22 protein-coding genes are annotated in these 25,378 nt (G+C 70.4%); 6 read left to right on the top strand and 16 right to left on the bottom strand.

Annotated features, from left to right (window positions below; all coding sequences use genetic code 11):
- Window positions 1-6: 6 nt before the first annotated feature.
- From ACFY12_RS11925 to ACFY12_RS11915, 3 genes are all read right to left on the bottom strand, one after another.
- Window positions 7-1,311 carry an MFS transporter gene (locus ACFY12_RS11925; protein ID WP_390715631.1) on the bottom strand — a complete coding sequence of 435 codons (1,305 nt, stop codon included), beginning with the start codon at window positions 1,309-1,311 and terminating at the stop codon, window positions 7-9.
- A 244-nt stretch (window positions 1,312-1,555) separates the two neighbouring features.
- The gene (locus tag ACFY12_RS11920) at window positions 1,556-2,260 is read right to left on the bottom strand and encodes an iron-containing redox enzyme family protein (protein WP_390715630.1); all 705 of its coding nucleotides are present in this window, start codon (window positions 2,258-2,260) and stop codon (window positions 1,556-1,558) included.
- Window positions 2,261-2,615: 355 nt separating this feature from the next.
- Window positions 2,616-3,200 carry a TerD family protein gene (locus ACFY12_RS11915; RefSeq protein WP_390715629.1) on the bottom strand — a complete coding sequence of 195 codons (585 nt, stop codon included), beginning with the start codon at window positions 3,198-3,200 and terminating at the stop codon, window positions 2,616-2,618.
- A gap of 172 nt (window positions 3,201-3,372) precedes the next feature.
- Between ACFY12_RS11915 and ACFY12_RS11910 the strand changes: the two genes are divergently transcribed.
- Window positions 3,373-5,088, top strand: coding sequence for a BCCT family transporter (locus tag ACFY12_RS11910; protein WP_390715628.1), 1,716 nt, complete (start codon window positions 3,373-3,375; stop codon window positions 5,086-5,088).
- Window positions 5,089-5,233: 145 nt separating this feature from the next.
- On the opposite strand, the gene ACFY12_RS11905 is transcribed toward ACFY12_RS11910, so the two are convergent.
- Window positions 5,234-5,680 (bottom strand): DUF3574 domain-containing protein, encoded by a 447-nt coding sequence (locus tag ACFY12_RS11905; protein WP_390715627.1) that lies wholly within the window; start codon window positions 5,678-5,680, stop codon window positions 5,234-5,236.
- A 601-nt stretch (window positions 5,681-6,281) separates the two neighbouring features.
- Here ACFY12_RS11905 and ACFY12_RS11900 point away from each other — a divergent pair.
- Window positions 6,282-6,932: a hypothetical protein gene (locus tag ACFY12_RS11900; RefSeq protein ID WP_390715626.1), complete on the top strand. Its 651-nt coding sequence runs from the start codon at window positions 6,282-6,284 to the stop codon at window positions 6,930-6,932.
- Between the two features lie 83 nt (window positions 6,933-7,015).
- On the opposite strand, the gene aac(6') is transcribed toward ACFY12_RS11900, so the two are convergent.
- Complete coding sequence (gene aac(6'), locus ACFY12_RS11895; RefSeq protein ID WP_390715625.1) at window positions 7,016-7,489, bottom strand: aminoglycoside 6'-N-acetyltransferase; 474 nt, start codon at window positions 7,487-7,489, stop codon at window positions 7,016-7,018.
- 249 nt (window positions 7,490-7,738) lie between these two features.
- Between aac(6') and ACFY12_RS11890 the strand changes: the two genes are divergently transcribed.
- Entirely contained in the window at window positions 7,739-8,737 is a 999-nt protein-coding gene (locus ACFY12_RS11890) for a terpene synthase family protein (RefSeq protein WP_390715624.1), read from the top strand.
- A 166-nt stretch (window positions 8,738-8,903) separates the two neighbouring features.
- On the opposite strand, the gene ACFY12_RS11885 is transcribed toward ACFY12_RS11890, so the two are convergent.
- The 5 genes from ACFY12_RS11885 to ACFY12_RS11865 are packed head-to-tail and all read right to left on the bottom strand — an operon-like array spanning window position 8,904 to window position 13,128.
- The gene (locus tag ACFY12_RS11885) at window positions 8,904-10,310 is read right to left on the bottom strand and encodes a cytochrome P450 (RefSeq protein WP_390715623.1); all 1,407 of its coding nucleotides are present in this window, start codon (window positions 10,308-10,310) and stop codon (window positions 8,904-8,906) included.
- Window positions 10,307-10,927: an ATP/GTP-binding protein gene (locus tag ACFY12_RS11880; RefSeq protein ID WP_390715622.1), complete on the bottom strand. Its 621-nt coding sequence runs from the start codon at window positions 10,925-10,927 to the stop codon at window positions 10,307-10,309. The genes ACFY12_RS11885 and ACFY12_RS11880 overlap by 4 nt, the downstream gene beginning before the upstream one ends.
- On the bottom strand, window positions 10,908-11,261 hold the full coding sequence (locus ACFY12_RS11875) for a DUF742 domain-containing protein (RefSeq protein WP_390715621.1): 354 nt from the start codon (window positions 11,259-11,261) through the stop codon (window positions 10,908-10,910). Before ACFY12_RS11875 ends, ACFY12_RS11880 begins: the two co-directional genes overlap by 20 nt.
- Window positions 11,258-11,644 carry a roadblock/LC7 domain-containing protein gene (locus ACFY12_RS11870; RefSeq protein ID WP_390715713.1) on the bottom strand — a complete coding sequence of 129 codons (387 nt, stop codon included), beginning with the start codon at window positions 11,642-11,644 and terminating at the stop codon, window positions 11,258-11,260. Before ACFY12_RS11870 ends, ACFY12_RS11875 begins: the two co-directional genes overlap by 4 nt.
- A 17-nt stretch (window positions 11,645-11,661) precedes the next feature.
- Window positions 11,662-13,128: a sensor histidine kinase gene (locus ACFY12_RS11865; protein ID WP_390715620.1), complete on the bottom strand. Its 1,467-nt coding sequence runs from the start codon at window positions 13,126-13,128 to the stop codon at window positions 11,662-11,664.
- Between the two features lie 436 nt (window positions 13,129-13,564).
- Here ACFY12_RS11865 and ACFY12_RS11860 point away from each other — a divergent pair, with 436 nt between their 5' ends.
- Window positions 13,565-15,997 (top strand): Orn/Lys/Arg decarboxylase N-terminal domain-containing protein, encoded by a 2,433-nt coding sequence (locus tag ACFY12_RS11860; RefSeq protein ID WP_390715619.1) that lies wholly within the window; start codon window positions 13,565-13,567, stop codon window positions 15,995-15,997.
- 74 nt (window positions 15,998-16,071) lie between these two features.
- Here the strand turns inward: ACFY12_RS11860 and secD are convergent, their stop codons facing one another.
- The 3 genes from secD to ACFY12_RS11845 form a co-directional block, all read right to left on the bottom strand.
- The gene (secD, locus tag ACFY12_RS11855; RefSeq protein WP_390715618.1) at window positions 16,072-18,285 is read right to left on the bottom strand and encodes a protein translocase subunit SecD; all 2,214 of its coding nucleotides are present in this window, start codon (window positions 18,283-18,285) and stop codon (window positions 16,072-16,074) included.
- Between the two features lie 617 nt (window positions 18,286-18,902).
- Window positions 18,903-19,550 (bottom strand): response regulator, encoded by a 648-nt coding sequence (locus ACFY12_RS11850; RefSeq protein ID WP_390715617.1) that lies wholly within the window; start codon window positions 19,548-19,550, stop codon window positions 18,903-18,905.
- Window positions 19,547-20,500 carry a HAMP domain-containing sensor histidine kinase gene (locus ACFY12_RS11845; RefSeq protein ID WP_390715616.1) on the bottom strand — a complete coding sequence of 318 codons (954 nt, stop codon included), beginning with the start codon at window positions 20,498-20,500 and terminating at the stop codon, window positions 19,547-19,549. The genes ACFY12_RS11850 and ACFY12_RS11845 overlap by 4 nt, the downstream gene beginning before the upstream one ends.
- Before the next feature lie 372 nt (window positions 20,501-20,872).
- Here ACFY12_RS11845 and ACFY12_RS11840 point away from each other — a divergent pair, with 372 nt between their 5' ends.
- Window positions 20,873-21,199 carry a TraR/DksA family transcriptional regulator gene (locus ACFY12_RS11840; protein ID WP_390715615.1) on the top strand — a complete coding sequence of 109 codons (327 nt, stop codon included), beginning with the start codon at window positions 20,873-20,875 and terminating at the stop codon, window positions 21,197-21,199.
- Window positions 21,200-21,287: 88 nt separating this feature from the next.
- On the opposite strand, the gene ACFY12_RS11835 is transcribed toward ACFY12_RS11840, so the two are convergent.
- The 3 genes from ACFY12_RS11835 to ACFY12_RS11825 all read right to left on the bottom strand — a co-directional run bounded on the left by ACFY12_RS11835 (window position 21,288) and on the right by ACFY12_RS11825 (window position 23,710).
- A complete protein-coding gene (locus tag ACFY12_RS11835) occupies window positions 21,288-21,719 on the bottom strand; it encodes an SgcJ/EcaC family oxidoreductase (protein WP_390715614.1) in 432 nt (143 codons plus the stop codon).
- 180 nt (window positions 21,720-21,899) lie between these two features.
- Window positions 21,900-22,865, bottom strand: coding sequence for a methyltransferase (locus ACFY12_RS11830; RefSeq protein WP_390715613.1), 966 nt, complete (start codon window positions 22,863-22,865; stop codon window positions 21,900-21,902).
- Between the two features lie 41 nt (window positions 22,866-22,906).
- The gene (locus tag ACFY12_RS11825) at window positions 22,907-23,710 is read right to left on the bottom strand and encodes a TIGR03084 family metal-binding protein (RefSeq protein ID WP_390715612.1); all 804 of its coding nucleotides are present in this window, start codon (window positions 23,708-23,710) and stop codon (window positions 22,907-22,909) included.
- Between the two features lie 18 nt (window positions 23,711-23,728).
- Between ACFY12_RS11825 and ACFY12_RS11820 the strand changes: the two genes are divergently transcribed.
- Window positions 23,729-24,544 (top strand): hypothetical protein, encoded by an 816-nt coding sequence (locus ACFY12_RS11820; RefSeq protein ID WP_390715611.1) that lies wholly within the window; start codon window positions 23,729-23,731, stop codon window positions 24,542-24,544.
- Window positions 24,545-25,378 lie beyond the last annotated feature (834 nt).

The following is a 25,378-nucleotide window of genomic DNA, read 5'->3' as shown; positions in this document are numbered from 1 at the left end:
GGTGCGTCACGGACGGGTAGTCGCGACGGGGCAGGCGTCCGGCTGGGCGGTCCGCAGCGCGCAGGCGGTGAGGGTCGCGGCCGGGAGCCACCACGTGATCAGGTAGCTGCCGCTGCTGTCGTGCAGGAGCCCGAGGAGCGGCGGGGCGGCGACGATCGCTACCTGATTGGCGCCCATCGCCGCGCCCATCGCCCGGCCCACGCTGTCGTCCGGGGCCGCGTCGGCGATGTGCGCGACCCAGGGGCCGTACCAGCCGATGACGAAGAAGCCGAGCGCGGCGGTGACGGCTGCCAGCACGCCGAACGGCGTCCGGGCGGGCAGCACGGGCAGCAGCGCCAGGAAGAGGGCCGAGCACAGCATGCTGATGCGCACGGCCGACAGCCGCGAACCGCGGGTGTGGTCGCTGAGGTAGGCGAGCAGCACCCGGCCCGTCACCCCGCCTGCCTGCAGCAGTGCCAGCAGGACGGCGCCCTGGGACAGGGGGCGGTGGAAGTGGTCGCGGGTGAAGAGCATCAGGTGGGCGGTGAGGCAGAACTGGGCGCCGACCAGGGGTACTCCGGACCACAGGACCGGACGGAGCCATGGCCGCCGCAGTGTGCGGGCCAGGCCGGGCAGCAGCCGGGCGTCGTCCGGCTGCTCACGCCGCGTTCGCCGGACGTGGTCCCGCGGTTCTGGCTGCTTTCGCCGGACGCGGTGCCTCGGTTCTCGCCGCGTTTGCCGGACGTGGTCCCCCGGCTCTGGCCGCGTTCGCCGGGCGGTGTCGGGTGGCGGGCGGTAGGCCAGGGTGAACACCACTCCCCCGGCCAGCGCGACAGCGGCGGCCACGGCGAACGCGGCCTGCCAGCCGAGCGCATGCGCGGCTCCCGGGAGGACGGCCGCGGCCGCGGCTCCGCCGATGGGCAGGCCCGCCTGGCGCACCCCCATCGCCACACCGCGCCGGCCGGCGGGGAACCAGGAGGTGACCGACTTGCCGCCGCCGGGCTGCACGGTGCTGTACCCGACGCCCGCGAAGAACAACGAGGCCAGCACCACCGCGTAGCCCGGCGCCATGGACGTGGCGGCCAGTCCGGCCGTCATCACGAGCGATCCGATGGCCACCACCCATCGCTCCCCATGGCGGTCCACCAGATGCCCCACCACGAACAGGGAGAAGACAGGAGCCAGACCGACCGCGGTGACCATCAGGCCGACCTCGGCGCCGGACAGCGCGAACGCGTCGTGGACCGCGCCCGAGAGTGCCCCGAGCCCTTGGGTGGCGAAGGACGCGGTCACCTGCGCCAGCGTCACCACCGCGAGCATCCGCCACCTCATGCCCCCTGCCTGACGTGCGGGCCGCTCGCGGGCTCGGCAGCGGCGAGCATACGGCCCACCTCACCCGGACCAGGGGCAGGGGCAGGGGCAGGGGCAGGTTGGACGAGGTGCGGGTGCGAGCGGTGTGCGCGGATCGCGTCGAAGACGTCCACCATCCACTCCCCGGAAGTCTGCGGAAGTCTGCGGACAGGGCAGCGCGGTCCTGATGTGCCATCAGGCGTGCACCAGGGCCACGTCACGGGAATCAGGAGGAGGCGCGGCTCCTGGACTCGGTCACTGCGGCGTAGACGTCGTCCCAGAAGGTGATGTGCTCCTGGATCTCCTGCCGGGCGGCATCGATCAGGGTGCTCTCGTTCGCCTGATAACCCTTGACCAGGGCTTCCCACAGCGATGCGAAGTGCTCGACTTCCAGTTCTTCGTGCAAGCCGAAGAACTCCAGGCCCTCGTTTACGCCGTAGTGCCCGGGCAGAGCCTCGATGGTCAGGCGATTCCTTTCCGGCGCGACGATCTCACGGCCGGCGAGGGCCGCCAGCGTCTCCTCCCCGGTCCGCTGGGGACCGAGATACCGGTGCAGGAAGGAGTCGGAGTACGCCGAGGTCACCGGCAACGGGGTGAGCAACTGCGGTTCCGCGACGCCCAGTGCGCGCAGGAACGTGACCGCCATTCCGTGGTGGTCACCGTTGATCTCCTCGTCGATGTGCTCGGTCAGCTCCGACAGGACGAAGGAGGTGTCGAAAGCGGTACCGAACGCGGGACTCTTGACGATGCACACGCCGAACCAGCGGTGGAACTGATTGCGCCACAGGTAGTACTGGGCGAACACATCCCGGACGACGTCGATTTCGGCCTCACCTTTGCGGAAGGCCGAGAAGAAGGAACTCGTGTGGAGAGTGTCGTGGACGTGCGAGACGAGATTGGCCGAGACGGTTGCGCTGTCTAACGAACCCATACCGCTCCCCATTTCATCGTGGGCAGTTGAGCTGCGCAGCAAGGCCAAGTTAGGCGATCGAATGCATATACGTAAAGCCTATGCCTCCCCCGAAATCCGGACCTTCGTCATGTTCTCCGGTCTCGCCGCAGGCAGGACTTCGATATTCAACTTTCCGGAGCGATCGGCACCGCGAAATGTTGTCCTGATCCGCCCCTTGCCGGCCGGATCCCCGCTCGCGCCCGCGCAGGGCCGACGGCGGCGGGCCCGGCGAGCACGCCCGACTTCGCCGCGCCGGTCCGCCCTGCTCGTACGGGGGAGCTCGTACGGGAGAGCTCGCACAGCAGAGAGCTCGTACGGGAGCGAGGGTGCTGCCCTACTTGCTGATGGCGAAGCGCATCAGGGCGTGTTCGTCGCCCTGCTTGATCTTCCCGGTCTCGTTGATGACCTGCAGCTTCCAGCCCGCGCCGACCCGGATCGCCTTCGCCACGGCGCAGCCGTTGTCGTTGGTGAGCAGGGACGGCCAGATGTCGGCGACCTGCTGGCTGCTGCCGCCCGTCGCGTCGTACACCTTGAAGCTGATGTTGCGCGCGTCCTGGAAGGAGCTGCCCTTCTTGTAGGCGGCGGCGACGAAGACGAGGGAGGTGATGTTCGGCGGGATCTTGGCGAACTCGACGGTCACCGTCTCGTCGTCGCCGTCGCCGTGCCCCGTCTGGTTGTCACCGCTGTGCAGCAGCGAGCCGTTGCCCATCGGGTCCAGGGAGTCGAGACCCGCGAGGCGGACCGGGTCCTCCCCCTGCAGCGCGATCGCGATCAGATCCAGGTCGGTGCCGGTCTTCCGCTTGAGCTTGCCTATCAGGCCGCCCTTGCTGCCCGCGGTGGGATCCCAGGAGACCCCGATGGACATATGGGTCACCCCGTCCAGGTCCGCCGGGCCGTCTTCCTTGGTGAGCGTAATCATGTACAAGCCTCATGAAAGGTGGAATATCTGCATCTGCACATGAAGTGTGCCTGAGACCCGATCACTTCTGCGCGCCGGGGGTGAGGCGAGCGCCGGTGTGCGACCTGCCGGTGATCGTCCCGTCGGCGCGCCAGCCCCGAAATCCCGTGATATCGCACCATAGTGGGGCGCCATGAGCACGGAGCCCACGTACCCGACCGCCCCCGGACAGAAGCCGCATGAGGAGCCCCCGGACCCGACGATCGTGACCATCGGTGTGGTGGTGGTGGTACTGCTGGTCGTGGGGTGGGCGTCCCTCGGGAAGGACAACTTCGCCGGTGTGTCGGACACCGCTCTGCACTGGGTGCTGAGCAATTTCAGCTGGCTTTTCGTCGTGGCCGCCGATTTCTTCCTGGTGCTGTGCGTGGTACTCGCGTTCAGCCGTTTCGGAATGATCCGCCTCGGCCGGGACGACGCGGAACCGGAATTCACCAATATCGCGTGGATCGCCATGATGTTCAGCGCCGGAATGGGCATCGGCCTGATGTTCTACGGCGTGGGCGAACCGCTGCAGCATTACGTGTCGCCGCCGCCCGGTTCGGGGGTGCGGCCGCAGACCGCGGGCGCGGCCCGTACAGCCCTGGAGTACTCCTTCTTCCACTGGACCCTCACCCCATGGGCCATCTACGGCATCGCCGGGCTCGCCCTGGCGTACGCGGGCTTCCGCAAGGCTCGCGGCAACCGGCTGAGCTCGGCCTTCGTACCGCTCATCGGCGAGCGGCGGGCCAACGGCGGGCCGGGCAAGGCGATCGATCTGCTGGCGGTCTTCGCGACCGTCTTCGGCACTGCCACCAGCCTCGGCCTCGGCACGCTCCAGGTCGCCCGGGGCCTCGAACTCACGGCGGAGACGCCGCAGTCCCGGACGCTGGAGATGATCATCATCATCTCCCTGTCGGCGGCCTTCGTGGCCTCGGCCTTCTCCGGGCTGCACCGGGGCGTGAAGTGGCTGAGCACGATCAACATCCTGCTGGCGGCGGTGCTGATGCTGTTCGTCTTCGTGGCCGGCCCGACCGTGTACCTGCTGGAGACGATCCCGGCCGGCCTGGGCCGCTACCTCAGCCAGCTGCTGCCGATGGCCTCCCAGACCGGCGCCTTCACCGACCCCGTGTGGCTGGGCAAGTGGACGATCTTCTACTGGGCATGGTGGCTGTCCTGGGCACCGTTCGTCGGCACGTTCCTCGCCCGCATCTCGCACGGCCGGACCATCCGCGAGTTCCTCATCGGTGTGCTGCTGGTCCCCAGCGGCGCCACCATGGTCTGGTTCGCCGTCATGGGCGGCAGCGCGATCCGCAGGGACGCCACCGGGCAGGCGAACCTCGCGGGGACGGTCGCCAAGGGTCCGGAGGCGTCGCTCTTCGCGCTGCTGGACAGCCTGCCGCTGGGCACGCTCACCTCGTGGGTGGCGATGGCGCTGGTGATGACGTACTTCGTGACGAGCGCCGACTCGGCCTCCCTCGTCATGGGCTCGCTGACCAGCCGGGGCGCGCTGCACCCCCGCACCTGGCTGGTCGTCGTGTGGGGTGTGCTGATGGCCGCGGTCGCGGCCGTACTGCTGATCGCGGGCGGGCTCACTTCACTGCAGACGGCGACGATCCTGGTGGCGCTGCCCTTCGCGCTGGTGATGCTGGCGCTGTGCTGGTCGCTGCTCACCGAGCTGCGCGAGGACCCGGGCGCCGGTCCCCCACGGCACGCCCTGCACGGACTGCGGGACGCCGTGACGGCCATGGTCGGCGAAGCGGTCACCGAACACGGCCGCCCCCGGCACCCCCGTCTGCTGCGGCTCCGCCGCGCGGCCGGAACGCGCCGCGGGGAGAGCGACCACGGCGACGGCGACACCCCGGGACGGTGAACTTCCCCGGCCCGGGCCGGGGAAGAGCTCGTGGTCAACCAGGGAAGAGCTCGTGGTCAAGCGGGAGATCCGTTCGTGCGGCGGGAGATCCGTCGTGCGGCGGGAGATCAGAGGTCCGGTGGGAGGTCAAAGGTCCGGTGGGAGGTCAGAAGTCGACGCTGGTGCGATGGTCGACGCGGGCCACGGATTCCTGGCCGAAGCGCTGTGTGTAGGCAGAGCGGATTTCCTCGATCTTGCGGCCGCTGGGCCCTTTCCGGCTCACGGGATACAACAGGATCAGCTCGTAGGAGCGCTCACGCTCGATGGTCCCGTGCGCGTCCCGGTACTGGCCTTGCCCCTGCTGGACGGTCAGCCCCTCCGGAAAGCGGGGCGTGACGAAGGCATCCACGAATCCCCGGAACTGCCGGTCGGTGACAGGAGGGGAACCGTCGGGATGGGCGGTGCCGAAGATGAGGCTGGTCTCCACGTACGGATCACCGAGTACGGCCGACGGCGGCTGGGAGACGGACACGGACGCGGGGGCCGACGCAGGGGTGACGGCGGGTGCCGGCGCGGTCGCGGCGGCGCCGAGCAGGGCGGTGGACACCGCCATGACTGCAAGACGCAGACGGGGGTGGTGCGGTCGGTGCGGGGACGTGGCTACCAACGGGCTTCCTCTCGTGGGGATTCGGCGGACGCAGGGAGATGAGGCGGCGGACGCAGGGGGATGACGCGGCGGACGCAGGGAGTTGAGATGGCGGACGCAAGGGGATGAGGCGGTCGGCTGCGGTGCCGCAGCGGAGGGCAGAGGCTGCCCAGGCGTCCTACCCGGAAAGTGGTGCGGTGCATGCCTCGGGGCGGGTGACCAGTTCGGCGACGGCGTGCAGTAAGTGGGCCGGCAGGCGGGCCGGCAGGCGCGGGCCCCAGACGCCCCACGGCTGTCGCCCCGGTCCAGGAGGCCCTCCTCTCCGGTGAAGTGGGAGCGCGCGCCCCGGAGAGCACCCTGTCGACCCCTCGGTGGTGCGGTGGAGCCGAGGACATCCTTCTCCGCGAGGAGCAGTCGGCTCCGCTTGTCCGTACTATCTCTACGCCAAGGCCTGAGCAGGTGCGGCAAGCTGCCACGCCGCAGCATCCGCCCAGGGCACGGTGGCACGGCACTCCACGGCCGCCACAAGCCCCTCGCCACGGCCACGAACCGAGGAAAGGTCAATGTCATGCCCGACACCACAGTCCCCGCCACCGAACTGACATCGCAGTACATCACCCAGGTGACCGGCGACCTCGAACGCAATATCAAGGAACAGGAGCGCATCAGCGCGGAAATCACCGCGCTGCAGGAGCAGTTGGCCATGCTCCGACACGACCACACCGTCCTGGTGAACATGCAGCAGGCGCTGGCGGCTGCGGCCTCCACCGCTGAGTCTGCGGACACGGGCGTCAGCGCCACTGTGCCCGCTCCCCGGAAGAGGCCGGCTGCCGAGACCGGCACACGCAAGGGGACGCGGGCGAGGACGACCACGGGAGCACAGGACCGCCCGGCCGCAGGGAAGCGGTCCGCCAAGAAGCCTCCCGCGGCCACAGCAGGCACGAAGACGGCTCAGCCCACCCTGATCGAACTGATCCGCCGTAGCCTGGCCGAACACAGCGAACCGCGGTCCGCGGCAGACATCGCCGTCGCCCTCGGCAAGGCGCACCCCGACCGCCGCGTCAAGACCACCGTCGTGCGCACCACGATCGAAAACCTCGTCGCCAGGAACCAGGCGCAGCGCACCAAGCAGGGCGCCTCGGTCTTCTACACCGCCCCCACCCCGCCCGAGCCCGCCACCACGTCCCAGACCGGCACCCAGCCCGACGCCGCCGAATAACCGCGCCGCGCGGGCCCGCTGTCTCCTTCGCCCCGAGGAAGACGTGCGGCCTGCGTCACGTCCCGCCCGGTGTACCCGGCAGGTCAGGCCAGTTCCTCGCCGAGCAGGTCCATGAGCAGTCCGTCCTGCCAGGTACCCGTCCGCTGATCGCGGCAGTAGGCCCGCATGATGCCTACGGGCCGGAACCCGACCTTGCGATAGCTGCGGATCGCGGCGGTGTTGGCCGCGGCGGGATCGATGGTCAGCCGGTGATGACCACGTTCCTGCACCAGCCACCGGGCCAGGGTGCGTACGGCGTCAGTGCCGAGTCCCTTCCCGTGCCGGCGTGCCGTCAGGAAGATGTCGATGCCGGCGCGGCGGAACTCGGGGTCGGTCTCCTCCTCGAACTGGACCGCTCCGATGACCTCGCCCCCGAGGACGACGGCGAGCATGCCATCGAAGCCATCCGGGGGCGACCACCACGCCGCGACCTCCGGTTCTCGCACGATCCTGTCAAGGACCTCCCCGTCACCGGCTACCACCGGCCGCAGCACGACCTTCTCCCCACGCAGCTCCATGCCCCCAGTATCGCTGCGAGGAGGTGAGAGCACGCTCAGGGCTGGACGCCGGTCGGCTTCTCGGCGCGCAGGTCACTGACGAAGCCGTTCTTGCAGGCCGGCGTCTCCAGCGCCCCCCTCCTACACGGCGCGGCGGCCGCTGTCGAGAACACGTATTCCGGCCAAGAATTCGACGATGGCTATCCGCCGACCGTCTCGACTCCTAGCGTGCCCACGTCACGCCTTGGCGAGGTGAGGAGGACCCAGGACATGCTTGAGCTGCCCACGTTCTACATGCCTTTCCGAGACCAAGGTCTCAACCCAGCTGCCGGTGAGGCCGAGGCGGCGATGTGGGCATGGCTGGAGTCGAACGGGTTACTGCCTACACCAGCGGACCGACACCGGGTTGAGCGGACCCGCCCCGCTTCGATGTACGCGCGGTGGTGTCCGCAGGCCGCGCCGGAAGTGTTGTCCCTGCTGACTCAGTACCTGGCGTGGGCCTTCATCGTCGACGACCAATTCGACATCCACGCCCCCGACCCGCACCGTTGCCGGGACGTCATCACCGCGCTGGACGCTGTGTTCGACGGGCCAGGTCACATATCCGGTCAGCCTTCCGGTCCACTGGTGGAAGCTTTCGCCGACCTGTGGCAGCGGCTGTCGGCCGGTCGTTCGGCCGGGTGGTGCCAAGCGTTCCGTGCCGACGTCCGGGCCTGGTGGTGCACCTACTACCGGGAGGCCGTTGGATCGAGCACCGGGCAGCTGCCGCAACTGGAGGAGTATCGGGCGCACCGGCGGGAGGGGGTGGGGCTGTACATGTTCATGGACATCAGTGAGATCGCGTCCGGCCTTGACCTTGCGCCGGAGGTTCGGCACCTGCCCGCCGTGCGCGACCTACGCGATGCCGCTGAGGAGCATATGGGGCTCTACAACGACATCTACTCTCTTCCCAGCGATGAGGCCGTCGGCTACCTCTACAACGCGGTCCTGCTCCTCGAACATCACCATCAGCACCCGCGCCGGCAAGCGATGCGCATCGTCAACGACATGCTCACCGCCTGCATCCACCGCATGTGCGCGGCCCAACAGCGGCTGCCGGCCGAGCTGGACGCCGCCCGGATCACCGGGCAAGCCCGCGCCGATGCGCTGCGCACCACCGATGACTATCTCCGCTACGTCCGAGCAAACTTCGACTATCACCACCAAACGCCTCGCTACACCAACCCGCCCGAACGGGCCCTCGAACACGGTGGTGTTTTCACGGTCTGACGGGGTGTCCGGACGCCTGGTCGACGCGGCTGTCGCCATCGAGGTGCGCCTGCTGCGGTTCCAGCGCCGCATGTGACGAGGCTCGGATCGAGAACCCGCGCCGCACGTGCCAGGATTCTTCCTCACGGTCGGCGTCCTGGGCGCGGCGCGGGCGCCTGCCGAGCGGTCAGCGACGGCGGAACAGGCGGCCCAGCCACGGCCACAGATTCCGGAGACCGGCAGGTGACTGGGAACGGGATGCCGCTGGAACACCGTCCGGAGAGTGCGACGTGACGGGGGGCTGCTCCGGACCGGGCCCGGGATGCCCGGCGGGAGTGCCGCCGCCGGGGCGCTGGGGGGTGAAGGTCACCGGGAGTTCCTCGAGGTGCTGGGACATCAGGGTGCCCCGGCGCTTGAGCGCGGAGTCGTCGACGGACAGCTCGATATCCGGCAGACGGGACAGCAGCGCCTCGATGCCGGTGTCGGCGATGGCACGGCCGATGTCCTGGCCCGGGCACTCGTGCGGCCCGGCACTGAACGCCAGATGCGAGCGGTTGCCGTGGACCGGCTGGGCCAGGTCCGGCCGGATCTCCGGGTCGACATTGCCCGCGGCCAGGCCGAGCAGCAGCATGTCGCCGCCCTTGATCTGCTGACCGCCCAGCACCGTGTCGGCCGTCGCCCAGCGGCCGAGGATCGTGTTGAGGGGCGGCTGATCCCACAGGACCTGTTCCAGTGCGTCGGGCAGCGTCATACGGCCACCCGAGAGACTCGCGCGGAACCGGTCGTCGGTGAGCACCATCCGCAGCGTGTTCGCGATCAGGTTGGCAGTGGTCTCATAGGCCGCGACCAGGACGACCCGGATATGCGCCAGGACCTCGACGTCCGTCAGGTCGGCATGGTGGTCGAGCAGCCAGGACGTCAGGTCATGGCCACGAGCGGCCTTCTTGTTCTCCACGAGCTGGTACAGCGTGGTGGTGACGTACTCGTCGCTGGCGAGCGCGCTCTCCGTGCCCTGCAGCATGTCACGGACCGCCTGGACGAGCTTGGGACCGTGCTCCTCCGGTGCCCCGACAAGCTGGGTCGCCACCAGCATCGGCAACTGACTGGAGAATTCCGCTACGAGATCGGCTCGACCGTGCGCCACGAAGTCGTCGATCAGCTGGTGGGCGAAGCGCGTGACGTAGCGGCGTACCCCGCGCCGGTCGAAGCGCTGCAGGGAGTCCAGCACCGCGCCGCGCAGTCGCTCGAAGACCGGCCCGTCGTTGAAGTTGATCACAGGCCACCAGGTCACCATCGGTCCCAGCGGATGGTCGGCGGGGATGACCGTCCCCTCCTGCGCGGCACGCCACGTGCGGGGGTCGCGGGCGAAGCGTCCGGGGTTACGGGCCACCTCCAGGTTCTCGTTGTGGCCGAGGACCAGCCAGGCCGGCAGATCTCCGTGCACGAGCACGGGGGCCACCGCGCCGTGTTCCGCGCGCAGTTTCTCGTACAGGGCCATGGGGTCGCGCTGGGCGTCCGGGCCGTGGAGGCGCTGCAGGCTGTCGGGGCCCAGGCCGTGGGCCGGGCACTGCGGTGGCGGGGAAGGCATGTTCATGAGGTCTCCGTAACAACGAGCGAGTGCAGATAGTGCATGAGGGTCATCAGGACGTCACGGCTGGAATCACGGCGCCGGGCGTCGCAGGACAGCAGGGGCACCGCCTTGGGAAGGTCGAGAGCGGTACGCAGTTCCTGCAGCGCGTACACCGGCGCCCCCGGGAAGGCGTTGACCGCGACGACGAAGGGGACACCACGTTCCTCGAGACGGCCCATCACATCGAAACTGACCTCCAGGCGACGGGTGTCCACCAGCACCACGGCGCCCAGAGCGCCTTCGAACAGCCCGTTCCACAGGAACCAGAACCGCTGCTGGCCGGGGGTGCCGAACAGGTACAGGACCAGCTCGTCGCTGATGCTGATCCGGCCGAAGTCCATCGCGACCGTGGTCGCCGTCTTGCGCTCCACCCACGCGCGGTCGTCGACGCCGACCCCGGCCTGCGTCATCGTCTCCTCGGTGGTGAGCGGGCGGATCTCACTCACCGAGCCGACCAGGGTGGTCTTGCCGACCCCGAAGCCGCCCACCACCACGATCTTGACCGCGGCGGAAGCCGTATGCGGCAGCCGTTCCTCGCTGAGCGGCTCCATGAGGGCGGGCTCACAGTCTTTGAAGTCCATCGATCACTGCCTCGATAAGTGCGCGGTCGGGGAGCTCGGCGGCCGGCACCGGTGCGCGGGTGAGCACCCGCTGCTCGTCCAGGAGATCGCTGATCAGTACGCTGACCACGCTCACCGGCAGACCGGTGTAAGCGGATATCTCCGCCACCGAGAGAGGCGATTGGCATAACTGCAGGATCGCCGCGTGTTCGGGCGGCATCCCGGCGGTGGGGCCGTTCCTGGCCACGATCAGCGTGACCAGGTCAAGGGTGTTGGAGGCGGAGGAGCGACCACCCGTGATGACGTAGAGACGCTCCGGGCCGTCCTCCGTTCCCTCCTGGTCCGCGTCGTTCACCTCTCCTGCCCGTCGCTGCGGGGCGGACTCGTGATGTGGTCCCCGAGCCGGATGATGAGGTCCCGCATGCTCTGTCCCATCAAGCCGGCGTCCACGCCGTCATCCGCGAGTACCGCGAGGTACGCCCCCGAACCGGCCGCCATCAGATAGAAGAATCCGCCTTCCATTTCGATGACCACCACCCTCATTCCGCCTGCCTGATGCGGGAGTTCGGACCCGACCGCGGCCGCGAGGCTCTGCAGTCCCGAACAGGCCGCGGCCAGCCGGTCGGCCGTGTCGGTGTCCCCTCCGTGCTGGCCCATACGCAGTCCGTCCGCGGACAACACCACGACATGGCGGGTCTGCGGCACGCTCTCCGCCAGATCCTTGAGCATCCAGTCCATGCTGGCCCGCTGCTGAATCACTGTTCTCCTCTCGACGCGGCGGCATCGTCGCCCTCGCCGTTGCCGCCGCCGGTCAGACCGTCCTTGAACGCGACCAGCCATTCCCCCGGAGTGCGTTGCGCTCCGGGCTCCCCGTGGCGTGGGCGGCCGACGGGGGCGTCGTCGGCGTTGGCCGCGCGGATCCTGCGGCGTCGCTGCGGCAGACCGTTCGCCGTGCGCCCCACCGGCCGGTCGTCGGCGTCGTACGGTGCGGCCTGCGGCGCCGAGGCCTGGCGGGGGATGACCGGCCGCGATTCGGCGGCCACCCGGGGGCCCGAGAAGGTGCCGATTCCGTGCGCCACACCGGACGCCTCCGCCGCGGTGGTGATCAACTGCTGGGGGACGACGAGCACGGCCCGCACGCCGCCGTAGGCCGACTTGCGGAGCGACACCTGGAAGCCGTAGGCCTGGGCGAGCCGGCCCACCACCGCCAGCCCGAGCCGAGGGGACTCGCCCAGGTCACCCAGGTCGATACCGTGCTGCGCCTGCTCCAGCATCCGTTCGGCGCGCCGGCGGGCCGGCTCGCTCATCCCCACACCGCCGTCTTCGATCTCCACCGCGATACCCGACTGCACCTCCGCCGCGGTCAGATGGACGCGGGTGTGCGGCGGCGAATAGCGGGTGGCGTTGTCCAGCAGCTCCGCCACCGCGTGGATGAGCGGTTCGACCCCGGGGCCGACGACGGCGACATCCATGGCGGCACTCAGGTCGACCCGCTCGTAGCCGACGATCCGGGACATCGCGCCACGCAGCACGCTGTACAGCGGCACCGGCCGGTTCCACTGGCGGCCGGGCCGGGCACCACCGAGGACGGCGATGGAGTCGGCGAGTCTGCCGATGAGCGCGGTGTTGTGGTCGATCCGCAGCAAGTCACCGAACACTGCGGGGAACTGACCGTGGCGGTCTTCCATCTCCCGGAGTTCCTGGGCCTGTTGATGCACGATCGCCTGCACGCGCCGGGACAGGTTCACCAGAGACCGCTGAGCGGAATCCCTCAGCGCCTCCTCCGCGTCCACGGCATCGATCACTGTCCGCAGGACCGACCAGTGGGCCGCCTGGAACTCCGGAGGCAGACCCCGGTAGGAGTCCGCCCACCGCGCCGTCAGCCAGTTGAGGACCTCCTCGGGAGCGCTGTCCAGGCGCAGCCGCGTCAGCATGTCCGGTACCAGCTTGTCGGCCAGCCGCGCGGTCGCGTCCTGCTGTCGCGCCACCGTGCTCGTCTGCGCCGCGGCGGCCTCCTGCGACGCCACGGCCCGCCGGCTCCCCCGCGCGGCCACCCTTGCCGTGACGACAACGGCGACCACGGCCGTCCCCCCGATCCAGACGGCCGCGGCGGGACCGGAAGGGGAAACCAGACCTACCACCACCGCGGATGCCACCACGGGTATGAGCCACGCGTATACCGCTGTAGAAGGCAGCCTGGGCAGCGCTCTCTTCCGGACCATGCGCATCCTCAACCAGGGAATAGAAGATCGTATGACTACTGACTACCTGCGGGAGGGTATCGGCATGTGCACATGGGAGTTGCCACTCCGCAAGGTTGTCACTGAGACGGGCAGACCTTCGCCATACCGCTGCCGGACGGGTCAGTACGTGGGATAATTTCGCCGGGCACACTGTGAAGTGTGCGCAGGGCCCTGTTGATTGACGGGCCATCAGCGATGACACCCGCTCGCCGCGATCACGCGGACCACAGCGGCCATGGTGTCGACGAGGTACGACGATGCCCATGGCGTCACGGCCCGTGGCGTCACGATTTCGCTCGTCGGGGTGGTTTCGGCCCGGCCCTGGTGCGCGGCCGGTGGTCTTCGCCGTTCACTTCGGGAGGCCGCGCATTGTGCGTACGAGCAGGCCATCCGCCGATACCCCCGGAGGGGCACCATGGCAGACGGGACAGTTCTGTTCGCGGTACCGGAGTTCCCGGAGAGCGGAGGGGCCGGGTCCGAGCAACTGCGCAGAATCGGCAAGGAGTTGGAGACCCTCGGTTTCGAGGTGCGCTGGGCGCCCACGTGCGAGGACGCGCAGGCGGTACTGCGTACCGAGGCGGGCCTGGCCGCCGCGGTGGTGGACTGGGGTCTCCCGGAGGGCGGCAAGGCCGTCGGCGAACCCGGCGGCGCCCAGGTGCTGCGCCAGGTCGGCCGGCGCTTCCAGAACCTCCCGGTCTTCCTGGTCACGGCCGGCGAGGACCTCGAACACCTGCCGCTGTGGGTGGCGGAGTCCGTCGTCGGCTACATCTGGCCGCTGGAGGACACCGCGGGCTTCATCGCCGGACGGATCGCCAGTGCCGCCCGTGGCTACCAGGAAGAGCTGCTGCCGCCGTTCTTCGCGGCACTGCGCCGCTTCGACGACGCGCACGAGTACTCCTGGCACACCCCTGCCCACTCCGGTGGTGTCGCCTTCCTCAAGTCCCCCGTCGGCCGGGCCTTCCACGACTACTTCGGGGAACGGCTGCTCCGCAGCGACCTGTCCATCTCGGTCGAGGAGCTCGGCTCGCTGTTCGAGCACACCGGCCCCGTCGGCGCGGCGGAGCGCAATGCGGCCCGTATCTTCGGCGCCGACCGCACCTACTTCGTCCTCCACGGCGACTCGACCTGCGACCGTATGGTCGGTCACTTCAGCGTCACCCATGACGAGATCGCACTGGTGGACCGCAACTGCCACAAGTCGGTCCTGCACGGTCTGGTCCTCTCCGGAGCGCGGCCGGTCTATCTGGTTCCCACCCGCAACGGCTACGGACTGGCGGGCCCCCTGCCGCCCTCCGAGATCCAGGCGCAGTCGGTCGCCGCCAGGATCGACCGTCACCCGCTCGCCCAGGGCGCCGTCTCTCCCGAGGCGCAGTACGCGGTCCTCACCAACTCCACCTATGACGGCCTGTGTTACGACGCCCTCCAGGTCGCCCGGGCCCTCGCCCCCAGCACACCGCGGCTGCACTTCGACGAGGCCTGGTTCGCGTACGCCCGCTTCCACCCCCTCTATGCCGGGCGCTACGGCATGGCGGTGGGCCCCGACACCTTCCCCGGCCCCGACCGCCCGACCGTCTTCTCCACCCAGTCGACCCACAAGCTGCTGGCCGCGCTGTCGCAGAGCGCCATGGTGCACGTCAAGCCCGCGCCCCGGGCACCGGTGGAGCACGACCGGTTCAACGAGGCATTCATGATGCACGGCACCACCTCACCGCTGTACCCGATGATCGCCTCCCTGGACGTGGCCGCCGGGATGATGGACGGGCCCCAGGGACGCTGGCTGATCGACGAGGCGGTGGCCGAGGCGATCCGCTTCCGCCAGACCGTCGTACGCATCGGGCGGCGCGTCGCGGACGCCGGCGACCGGCCCGGCTGGTTCTTCGGCGTCTGGCAGCCGGAGACCGTGATCGACCCCGCCTCCGGCGAGCGGCTGCCCTTCGCCGACGCCCCGGCCGAGCTGCTGCGCACCGAACCGTCCTGCTGGCAGCTGGAGCCGGGAGCCGACTGGCACGGCTTCACCGGCCTGGCCGAGGGCTACTGCCTGCTGGACCCCATCAAGGTCACCCTCACCTGCCCCGGCATCGACGCGAGCGGGCGGATGGCCGACTGGGGGATCCCCGCACGCGTCCTCACCGCCTATCTGGCCACCAGGAACATCGTGGTGGAGAAGACCGACAGCTACACCACACTCATCCTGTTCTCCATGGGGATCACCAAGGGCAAGTGGGGAACCCTCATGGACGCCCTGATGGACTTCAAGGCGCTCTACGACCAGGACGCGCCGCTGGAGCAGCTGCTGCCCGATCTGGTCGCCGCCCATCCCCAGCGCTATACCGGCCGGACCCTGCGTGGGCTGTGCCAGGAGATGCACGACCACCTGCGCGAGGCCCGTCTCGTCGAGCTGCTCGACACCGCCTTCCAGGACCTGCCCGAACCGGTGACCCCGCCCCAGCACTGCTACCAGCGCCTCATCCGCGGCGGCACCGAACGGGTTCGGCTGGCCGACGCGGCCGACCGGGTGGCCGCCGCCATGGTCACCGTCACCCCGCCCGGCATCCCCGTCCTGATGCCCGGCGAGAACACCGGCGCCCCCGACGGTCCGCTGCTGCGCTATCTGACCGCCCTGGAATCCTTCGACCGGCGCTTTCCCGGCTTCCACAGCGAGACCCACGGCGTCACCCTCGACCCGGACACCGGCGACTACCTCGTCGAATGCGTCCACCGGGGCCCGGACCGGCTCTCCGGCACCGCCACCTCCCACGCCGCCGCCACCGGAGAGCGCCGGGCCGTGCCGGCGCCGGCCTCGCCCGGCTCCCGGCCGTCCGTGGGCAGCCGACCCGCCGGGAGGTGATCGGGTTCGGATCCGGGACGGAACCGGACGCGGGCGCACATGTCGGCCCCTCTGCGGAGGGGCCGGCTCATCGGTCAGCCGCGGCCCTCGCATGCGAGGGCCAGCGGGGTCGCGGTGAACAGGGAGGAGTACGTGCCGACGGTGATGCCGACGAGGAGGGCCAGGGCGAAGTCGGTGAGGGTGTCACCGCCCAGGGCGGCCAGCGCGGTCAGGATGAAGGCGGCGCCGAGTCCGGTGTTGAGGGTGCGGGGGACGGTCTGGAGCAGGGCGGTGTTGGCGATCGCCGGGAAAGCGGTGCGGCGGCCGGCAGTGGTCCGCAGTTCGCGGACGCGGTCGAAGACGACGACGCAGTCGTTGACGGAGTAGCCGATCACGGTGAGGAGCGCGGCGAGGAAGATGCCGTCGATGGGTTTCCCGAGCCAGGCGAAGACGCCCGTGAGGACGAGGACATCGTGGGCCAGGGCGGCGACCGCGGCAAAGGCGAAGGTCCAGCGGAAGCGGAGGGAAAGATAGGCCAGTTGGGCGGCGAGGGCCACGGCGAGGGCGATCAGGGCGCCGCGGCGGAGTTCGGCGCCGAGAGTCGGGCCGATGTGCTCGTCGCGTTGCTTCTCCGCCCCGTGGCCGAGGCGTTCGACGAGCGTGGTCACGGTGGCGGCCCGGGCCGGGGAGAGCTGGGGCGTGCGGAGGGTCAGTTCGCTTGTGCCGGAGGTGTTTACCTGGGTGCCGGGCAGGCCGACGTCCCGCAGGGCGGTACGTACGCGGTCGGGGTCGACGGGGGTGCGGGTGGTGTACTCGATGAGACGGCCGCCGGTGAATTCGATGCCGTAGTCGAGGCCGCGTACGGCGATACCGGACACGGCGAGGACCAGGGCCGCGGCGGAGAGCGCCAGCCAGCGCCGTCGGTGGCGCATCAGATCCGGGCGGCGGCCCATCAGCCAGGTACGGACACGGCCCGCGCCGGCCAGGCCGGTGAGGCGGGGGCGGCGCTGGACGGCCTTCCGGGAGAAGGCGAATTCGGCGAGGACTCTGGTGATGAGGAGCGCGCTGATCATCGATGCCAGGACGCCGACGGCCAGGGTGACGCCGAAACCGCGTACCGGGCCCGAGGCGAAGAAGAACAGCAGGGCGGCGGCGAGGAGGGTGGTGACGTTGGAGTCCGCGACAGCGCTGAAGGCACGGCGGAAACCGCCGGCCAGGGCGGTACGGAGGGTCCGGGGGCGGCCGCCGGTGGGGCGTGGGGCGTGGTACTCCTCACGCGCGCGTTCGAAGACCAGGACGTTGGCGTCGACAGCCATACCGATGGCGAGGACGAAGCCGGCCAGGCCGGGGAGGGTGAGGGTGGCGCCGAGGGCGAGCAGGGCGGCGTAGGAGATGAGGGCGTAGCAGGCCAGGGCGAGGGTGGCGAGCGCGCCGAGCAGGCGGTAGACGACGGTGATGAAGACAGCCGTCAGCGCGAGGCCGACGAGTGCCGCCTGGGCACTGGCGGTGATGGCGGCCGCCCCCAGGGCCGGGCCGACGGTGCGCTGTTCGACGGTCTCCACCGGTACGGGCAGTGCGCCGCCGTTGACGAGCAGGGCCAGCTCGCGCGCCTCCTCGTGGCTGAAGGCACCGGTGATACGGGTCGAACCGCCGGTGATGCCGGTGCCGCACGGCACGGACGTATCGACCTGGGGTGAGGAGATGATCCTGCCGTCGAGGACAATGGCCGCCCGGCGAGCCGGATCACCGGGCTGGGCACACGCCGCCTCGCCGGTCAGCGCGGCCCAGGCCCGCTCGCCACGGCCGTGCAGGTCGAGCGCGACGAACCAGCCGGTACCGTCCTGCCCGTCGAACTGGGCCTCGGCACGGGCCACTTCGGCACCGGTGAGGGAGGGCGGACCGAGGGGCAGCGGCGTGCCCGAGGCATCGGGAAGGGTCGTGTGGGTGGCATCGGCCGGGCCGGGAAGAACCGGGTGGATGGTCAGCTGGGCGGTGCGGCCCAGTACCTTGGCGGCTTCCTCCGGGGCTTGCAGGCCAGGGAGTTCCACGACGATGCGATGCTCCCCGGAGCGGGCGATGCCCGGCTCGGCGACACCCAGCGCGTCCACCCGGCGGCGCAGCACCTCCAACGTACGGTCGGTGGCGTCCCGGTCGGCCTTCGTGGTCGGTGAATCCCGGGTCTCGAGGACGATCTGGGTACCGCCGCGCAGATCGAGACCGAGCCGTAGGGGCTGGGTCAGCGCGAGGTAGGCGGACAGGGCGAGGACGGCGAGCGCGAGCAGCGCCCGCACTCTGGCAGCACGGGTCAAGGGGTTTCCCACAGGTATACGCGGGCCGCGCGAAGCGGCCGCGGCGGACGGTGACGGTCGGCGTCGATCGGTCGATTACCTGAGGGAGTACGGCGGCGCACGGTCCAGACAGCGCCCCGGATACGCAAGGCTGTCGGTGGGCGGGACGCGCGGGAGCGGGCGGAGCCCGGGGTCCAGGCGTACCTCACCCGGTCGGCCGGACAGGTCCGCGGGCGGGAGGAGCGGCGGGAGAGGCAGGTTCCTGAGCTGCTGGGCGGCGGCGCGGAGCGGGTGGGCAGTGGCGTGGTGCGAGTCCGGATCCGAGTGCGAGCCCGGATCCGAGTGCGGGTCCGAATCCGAGTGCGGGTCCGAATCCGAGTGCGGGTCCGAATCCGAGTGCGGGTCCGAATCCGAGTGCGGGTCCGAATCCGAGTGCGGGTCCGCGTGCGAGCCGGGAGGGATCGGCGCGGTGGCCCGGCCCGTGCAGGCGGCTCCGTACGCGTGGACGGGGGCGGAGACCGACGCGGTCGGCAACAGGCCCGCGACAGCGAGGGCACTGACGGACAGGAGGGCCAGGACAATCAGGAGGACCCGCGGCGGCAGCCCCCGCCCGCCCCGGACCCCGTGGCCACCCGACCTCACGGTTCGATCAGGCCCACCCGGATCGCGTAACGCGTCAGCTCCAGCCGGTCGCGCATCCCGAGCTTGTGCAGCAGGTTCGCCCGGTGCCGCTCCACCGTCTTCACACTGATCACCAGGATCTCCGCGATCGCCTTCGACGAATGGCCCTCCGCGATCAGCTTGAGGACCTCTTCCTCACGGGAGGTCAGCAGCCGGTCGGAGACCGCGTCTCCGTGCCGGACGCGGTCGAGGTAGTGCCGGATCAACGCGGTCACCGCACCCGGGTAGAGGAACGGCTCGCCGCGCATCGCGGCCCGGCACGCCTCGACCAGATCCCGGTCGGCGACCGACTTCAGTACATAACCGCAGGCGCCGGCCTTGAGCGCTTCGAAGAAGTACTGCTCGTTGTCGTACATGGTCAGGATCAGGATGCGCAGTCCGGGGTGGCGGGCGGAGAGTTCGCGGGCCGCCTGCAGGCCGGTCATCCGCGGCATCGCCACGTCGAGGATCGCCAGCCCGGGCTCGCAGGTACGGGCCAGCTCGAGCGCCTCGGCGCCGTCCCCGGCCTCGGCCACGACCTTCAGGCCCGGTTCGGCGTCGAGGATCAGCCGGACCCCGCGCCGTACGAGGGCGTGGTCGTCGGCGAGGAGAATACGGGTCGTCATGCCGCGTCTCCGTCCCGCGGCACGGTCAGGCGTATCCGGGCGCCGCCGGACGGGCCCGGGCCGATGTCCAGGGCGGCGCCGATGAGCACGGCGCGCTCCCGCATACCGCGGATCCCGGCGCCTTCGTGAGCGTGGCCGATACCGTGCCCGTCGTCCGAGACCTCCAGCACGACCGTCGCCGGGGTATGGCGCAGCGTCAGGCGAACGCTCCGGGCCTCGGCGTGCCGGGCCGCGTTCGTCAGCCCTTCCTGGGCGACGCGGTAGAGCACCAGCTCCGTCTCCGGTTCCAGGGCCGGCAGACCCGGGTCGAAGCGGCGCCGGACCGTGAGGTCGGTGTGGGTGGTGAAGTCGTTGGCCAGTGAGGTCAAGGCGCTGATGAGGCCCAGGTCGTCCAGGACGCCGGGGCGCAGGCGGCGGGCGAGCCTGCGCACCTCGCCCAGGCTCTCGCGGGTGGTCTCCTGCGCCTGCTGGAGATCCGTGCGCAGTGGCTCGGGGGCCCGGTCCGCAGCCCGCTTCAGCTCCAGCAGTACCGCGGTCATGCTCTGCCCCACCTCGTCGTGCAGCTCCTGGGCGATCCGGCGGCGCTCCGACTCCTGCGCGGACAGCGCCCGGGCGCTGCTGCTCGCGCGCTCGGCCTCCAGCCGGCCGAGCATCTCGTTGAAGGTGCGCAGCAGTTCTGCCACGCCGCCGTGGCCGCCGACCGGCAGCCGCCGGCCCGGTTGGAGCAGGTCGACCGTGGTCATCCGCTGGGTCAGCCGGTCCAGCGGGGCCAGGCCGACGCGCAGCAGTGCGGCGTTGGCGATGAGCATGACCACCAGGCCGCCCACCAGGACGACGGCCTCGGTCAGGACCACGGGTACGGAAACGGTCACCGGGGCCCAGAGCAGGAGCGCCGTGGCCGCGCAGAGCACCACCGCATTGAGCCCGAAAATCCGCCAGAACAAAGACACAGTTCGCAAATCCTCCTTGGCTTCACTCTCCCATCCGCACGGGATGCGTTGCCGGGCAGGTCCGGAACCGGATCCGACCGCGGGTGCGGGTGCGGATGCGGGTCCGGTCCGAGAGGGGGAATCCCAGCCTCTTCGACATCCACCGGCACGTCGATCGGGGGCGCACCCCATCCTCTCCGCGGCACCGGCCCACCCCCACGGGAGAGTTACAGCATCGACGGCCCGGAAATGGGTGTCAGCCCCCATGGCCGACGCATCGGCGAGGGGCCATGGTGGGAGCGAGTGACGCAATGTGCCGGCCAGTGGCGCCGGCAGAGCCGCATCGCGGCCGACTCGCGCCCCCTGGGCGTACGGAAAGGAACCTGCTCCCCCATGCCGTCCGACATGCTCCGCCCCGCCTCCCACCACCTCCGGCCCCTCGCACACGAGGTCCATCAGCGTCTGCAGCACGAGCGCACCTCGCGCCTCGCGCAGCTCGCCGCGCTCAAGGACAGCGCACCGACCGGCACCGACACCCAGCTCGCCGTCCAGATGAACGCGATACGCCGGGTACTGGCCGAGATCGAGGCCGCGCAGTCCCGGCTTGCCTCCGACGCGTACGGAACGTGCCAGGCGTGCGGCAGGCCGATCCCCACCGAGCGCCTGGAGATCCTGCCGTACGCCCGTTGCTGCGTCGACTGCCAGGAGCGCACCGGCTGACGACGCGCTCCGCAGCTCCCCTCCGACAGCCGTGCCCTGCCCGGCCCGGCCCCGTACCTGACGCGTGGCCAGGTCGGAAGAGCCGCCGTCAGGCCGGACGGACCGGGCTGTTGTGGTAGGCCGCGATGTACCAGCCGCCGGCCTGCTCCGTGAGGACCCACGTTGCCCGGATCTCCCGCTCGGGCGCGACCGTGGACTCGCCGGGCGCGAGGACACCGCCCTGAGTGACCAGCACTGCCGTGCCGGCGCCGAGGAACCTGACGTCGAGGGGCGTGCCGAACACCGAAGTGCCCTTGAACGGCCCGGCATAGCCCTGTGCCATGAACTCCTCGATGTCCCCACGGCCCTTCTTGAAGATGTCGCCGGGCAGGACCATGGTCCCGTCCTCGGTGAACAGGCCTGCGAGGGCGGACGCGTCATGGGCGGCCCAGGCCGCCATCATGCGCTGGGGGACGTCGGCCACGGCCGACTTGTCCTGGTCGGGTGTCCCGGATATCGAGGCTGAGAAGGCGGCGGTCATGATTTCTCCGTTCTCCGGAAGTACTCGGGAAGTTCTCGGGAGGTTTTCTGGAAGTCCTCGGGAATTCGCTGTGGGTCTCTTCGCATCGTCGCTCCACAGGCCGTCACCAGGCATCTCCTGGGGTGCGGTGCCCGGTCGCGGTGCTGCGCGGAGCCGGTCGCGGGCAGGGCACCGCGGCGGTCAGGCCCGGGCCAGCTCGATGATCGACATATAGCCGAACGGAGACACCGAACGCACCGCGAGCCTCGCCCGCGCCGCGAGTTCACGCATCTCGGTGAGCCCACGCTCCCTGCCACCGCAGTAGGTGAGCATGCGCAGGTCCATCGCGGTGCTCGGCGATTCGCCGTCGGCCCCGACCGCCTCGATGACCAGGACAACACCCGTGTCGCCGGCGGCCTCCGCGCATCTGCGCAGAATGGCGACGGCGGGCTCGTCACTCCAGTCGTGGAGGACCGCGGACAGTACATAGCCGCCCGCTCCGCCCGGCAGCGGGTCGAAGAAGCTGCCCGTCACGGCTTCCGCGCGGTCGGACAGTCCCTTGTCGCGCAGCATCCGACGGGCTGCCGCTGCCGGGCCTGCCAGGTCGACGAGGGTTCCCCGCAGTCCCCGGTGTGCCGTCAGCACCATGCCGAGCAGGCCGCCGCTGCCACCACCGACGTCGACGACATGCCCGAGAGCGGCCCAGTCGTAGGCATCGGCGACAGCGGAGGCGTCGAGCTCGATGTGGTGTCCCATCAGCGTGTCGAAGGACGCCGAGAGCGCGGGATCGGCGCCGAGGTCGGCCCAGAACGACGTGCCGTAGCGCACCGGGTAGGCCGGTTCTCCGGTCCGTATGGTGTGGGCGAGCTCGACGAAGCCGAGGTCTCCCCTGCCGACCGCGCCGTTGATGTCAAGCCACTTCCGCTTGCCCGCCGGGTGGTCGTCGCGCAGTTCTTCGCCGGCTTCCGTCATGGTGTAGGTGCCGGCGGCGTCGCGGGTCAGCAGGCCGACGGTGACCAGGTGGCGCAGCAGGCGGTCCAGCGCCTGTGCGTGCGCACCGGCGGCGTCGGCGATCTCCTCGGCGCTGCGTCGCCCGGCGGCGATGTGGTCGGCCACCCGCAGGGTGGCCGCCACACGCACCGCCATCGGTGTCGCCAGATCCGCCAAGGCCCTCAGCCTGGCGGGCGTTGCCCCGTCCTGCCCCACGGTCACGCCCGCAGGTGCGCGAACTGGCCCGGTGCGCGGCCCGGTCCGGCGGGGCCGCGGTAGGCCTGGGCGATGTCCAGCCAGTGGTCGGCCTGCCTTCCGGTGGCGGTGAGGGCCAGGTCGTCGCGGTGCCGGCGGCGGGTGACGAGCAGGCAGAGGTCATGGGCGGGGCCGGTGATCTTCTGTGTGGCGTCGAGCGGGCCGTGGGTCCACAACTCGCCTGATGGTGCGTCGAGTTCCCAGCGGAACGGCTCGACGGGCTGGGTCAGGCCCCGCGACTGGTAGCCGAAGTCCCGGGTGAGGTAGGCGAATCCGACGAGGTGGCGCAGCCACTCGGTGGGCTCCCGGCGGATGCCCAGGGCGTCGGCGATGTCCTGGCCGTGGGCGAAGGTCTCCATGATCCCGGCACTGGCGAGCACGGCGGGCGGAAGCGGGTTGACCAGCCAGGGCACCAACTGGCCCGCGGGGACGGCGGCGAGCGCTTCGATCGCCGCCGCGCGTTCGGCTCGCCACCGCTCCAGTACGGTCTGCGGCGGGGCGGGCAGGTAGTCGGCGAGGGCGGCGTTGACGGCGCCGTCGAAGTCGCCCTTGGCGTGTTCGGTCATGGCCCGGAAGGCCGCCGGATCGGCGGCGGCCGTACCGGCGAGCCGGAAGATGAAGGAGATATGGGCGACTTGATGGGTGATGGTCCAGCCGGGCGCGGGGGTGGGCCGGGCCCACTGGTCGTCGGAGAGACCGGTCAGCATGCGGTCGGTCTCATCGGCGGACGTCGCCAGGTCTTTGAGTACGTTCTGCGATGCGGACATGCGCTCGCTCTCGTCTGTGTGGGGAAGTTGTCTGTTTCCCTGTTGGCGCTCAACCGCTGGATCCCGGAGTCCCCCAGCTTCCTGGCCGCCCGCGGGAACACGGCCGAAGCGCACCGTATGACGCTGCTGTTCGGCCTGGCCGACACCCCCGCGGAGCCCCGGAGCGGGCGTGGCGCACGTGCTCTGTTCGGCACGGTCCACCGCCGCCAGACGCTGATCATCTGCGGCTTCGGCCTGGCCTGGGGCATCATCTACTGGGGCTTCGTCACCTTCCTGCCGACCGTCCTCGGCCGGGCCGGCCTGGGGACGTCCCCCGCACAACTCCTGTTCGCCGCCTCCCTCATGTCGGTGCCCGGCACCGCTGTCGGAGCGTGGCTCTACAGCCGTTGGTCCTCGCGGAAGACGATGGCCCTCTACGGTGCGGTCACGGCCGTGTCACTGGCCGCACTCGCCGTGGTGCCCCTGCACCGCGCCGTCTTTCTCGTACCGGCGCTGATCGGTCTGCTCACCGGTGCCAGCGGCGTGGTCGCGGTGCTCGGCCCGTACACCGCACAGGTCTATCCGACCGCCTTCCGCGGCCTGGGCAGCGGGCTCTCCGCCGCCTGCAGCAAATCCGGCGGCATCGTCGGACCGCCCGTGGTGGGCTGGCTGACGGCCACGATGCCGATCGGCCGAGTGGCGGCCCTGGTCGCGGTCCCCATGGCCCTCGCCACAGCCGCGATCGCACGCTACGGCAAGGAGACCGCACGAGCAGCGGCCACCGCCCCCGCCGACTCCCCCTCCCCCTCCCCCACCGCATCCGCCCACGAACCCGACGATCTCGCCCACACCTGACACCCCCGGCCGCACCCTCCGGGCCGCGTCAGATCCCTCGGGCACGTGGGTGGGACCGGCAGCCTGTGGCGCGGCTCTGCCTGACAACAGCTCCCTGCCCCCGGGACGGCTCAGGTCGATCCGTCCGGCCCGTGCGAAGAGGAAGTCGGCCGGTACGAGCCGGGCGGCCGCTGCCAGGGAGCCCGGCAGGTCGGAAACGAGCACCGGTGCGTTCGGCACGCCGTAGCGCGTGTAGCGGTCGTCGTACTCCTCGTCCCATGTGAACAGGTAGGGCCCCCGGTTCAGCTCGACAGGGCAGTGCGTCCCGGGGCATTCGCCGTCACCGCAGTGCTGTGTACCGAACCACTCGGGGTGCCGTTCCCTGGCCTGTGCTGTCGCCTCGTCCATGACCTCCACGTGGGCATCGGCCGCGGCGGGGACAGGTCCGAAGGCCGAGTGGAAGAGTCCGACACGACCCGCCGGGTCCACGGCCCACCAATGGAACCGAAGACCCCACCGTGGATGCACGAAGGTGTTCGGTGCCGTCATGGCCTCAGCATAGAAGGGTGCCCGATAGAAGGGTGCCCGCGGCTCGATGGGCGGTCGTACGCCGTCGCCCGCCGGCACGTGACCGAAAGGACGAGAGGCCGGCCGCAAGGCCGAAGGGCGGATGTCCGGTAGGCGCCTCTCCGCCTTTCGGCCGAGGCGTTTCGTGCCAGTTCCGGGACCAAAGTCCCGCAGGGGGCCGCAGTTGCGTCACCGTGCTCGTGTCTCCGGCTTGCTGTTACAAAGCCGAAGAATTGCCGTGATGTGTGATGAATAACTTCCCTGGTGTCGCCGCCGAACGGAGCGGTT

It is taken from the genome of Streptomyces sp. NPDC001339 (genome assembly GCF_042895955.1).
GTDB lineage: Bacteria > Actinomycetota > Actinomycetes > Streptomycetales > Streptomycetaceae > Streptomyces.
The sequence above is the reverse complement of the archived record's forward strand: the minus strand, read 5'-3'. Positions and strand labels throughout refer to the sequence as shown.

Coding starts and splice junctions, on each gene's coding strand:
- ACFY12_RS11925 (WP_390715631.1), bottom strand. CDS start 1,311: ATGAGGTGGCGGATGCTCGCGGTGGTGACGCTGGCGCAGGTGACCGCG.
- ACFY12_RS11920 (WP_390715630.1), bottom strand. CDS start 2,260: ATGGGTTCGTTAGACAGCGCAACCGTCTCGGCCAATCTCGTCTCGCAC.
- ACFY12_RS11915 (WP_390715629.1), bottom strand. CDS start 3,200: ATGATTACGCTCACCAAGGAAGACGGCCCGGCGGACCTGGACGGGGTG.
- ACFY12_RS11910 (WP_390715628.1), top strand. CDS start 3,373: ATGAGCACGGAGCCCACGTACCCGACCGCCCCCGGACAGAAGCCGCAT.
- ACFY12_RS11905 (WP_390715627.1), bottom strand. CDS start 5,680: ATGGCGGTGTCCACCGCCCTGCTCGGCGCCGCCGCGACCGCGCCGGCA.
- ACFY12_RS11900 (WP_390715626.1), top strand. CDS start 6,282: ATGCCCGACACCACAGTCCCCGCCACCGAACTGACATCGCAGTACATC.
- ACFY12_RS11890 (WP_390715624.1), top strand. CDS start 7,739: ATGCTTGAGCTGCCCACGTTCTACATGCCTTTCCGAGACCAAGGTCTC.
- ACFY12_RS11885 (WP_390715623.1), bottom strand. CDS start 10,310: ATGAACATGCCTTCCCCGCCACCGCAGTGCCCGGCCCACGGCCTGGGC.
- ACFY12_RS11880 (WP_390715622.1), bottom strand. CDS start 10,927: ATGGACTTCAAAGACTGTGAGCCCGCCCTCATGGAGCCGCTCAGCGAG.
- ACFY12_RS11870 (WP_390715713.1), bottom strand. CDS start 11,644: ATGGACTGGATGCTCAAGGATCTGGCGGAGAGCGTGCCGCAGACCCGC.
- ACFY12_RS11865 (WP_390715620.1), bottom strand. CDS start 13,128: ATGGTCCGGAAGAGAGCGCTGCCCAGGCTGCCTTCTACAGCGGTATAC.
- ACFY12_RS11860 (WP_390715619.1), top strand. CDS start 13,565: ATGGCAGACGGGACAGTTCTGTTCGCGGTACCGGAGTTCCCGGAGAGC.
- ACFY12_RS11850 (WP_390715617.1), bottom strand. CDS start 19,550: ATGACGACCCGTATTCTCCTCGCCGACGACCACGCCCTCGTACGGCGC.
- ACFY12_RS11840 (WP_390715615.1), top strand. CDS start 20,873: ATGCCGTCCGACATGCTCCGCCCCGCCTCCCACCACCTCCGGCCCCTC.
- ACFY12_RS11835 (WP_390715614.1), bottom strand. CDS start 21,719: ATGACCGCCGCCTTCTCAGCCTCGATATCCGGGACACCCGACCAGGAC.
- ACFY12_RS11825 (WP_390715612.1), bottom strand. CDS start 23,710: ATGTCCGCATCGCAGAACGTACTCAAAGACCTGGCGACGTCCGCCGAT.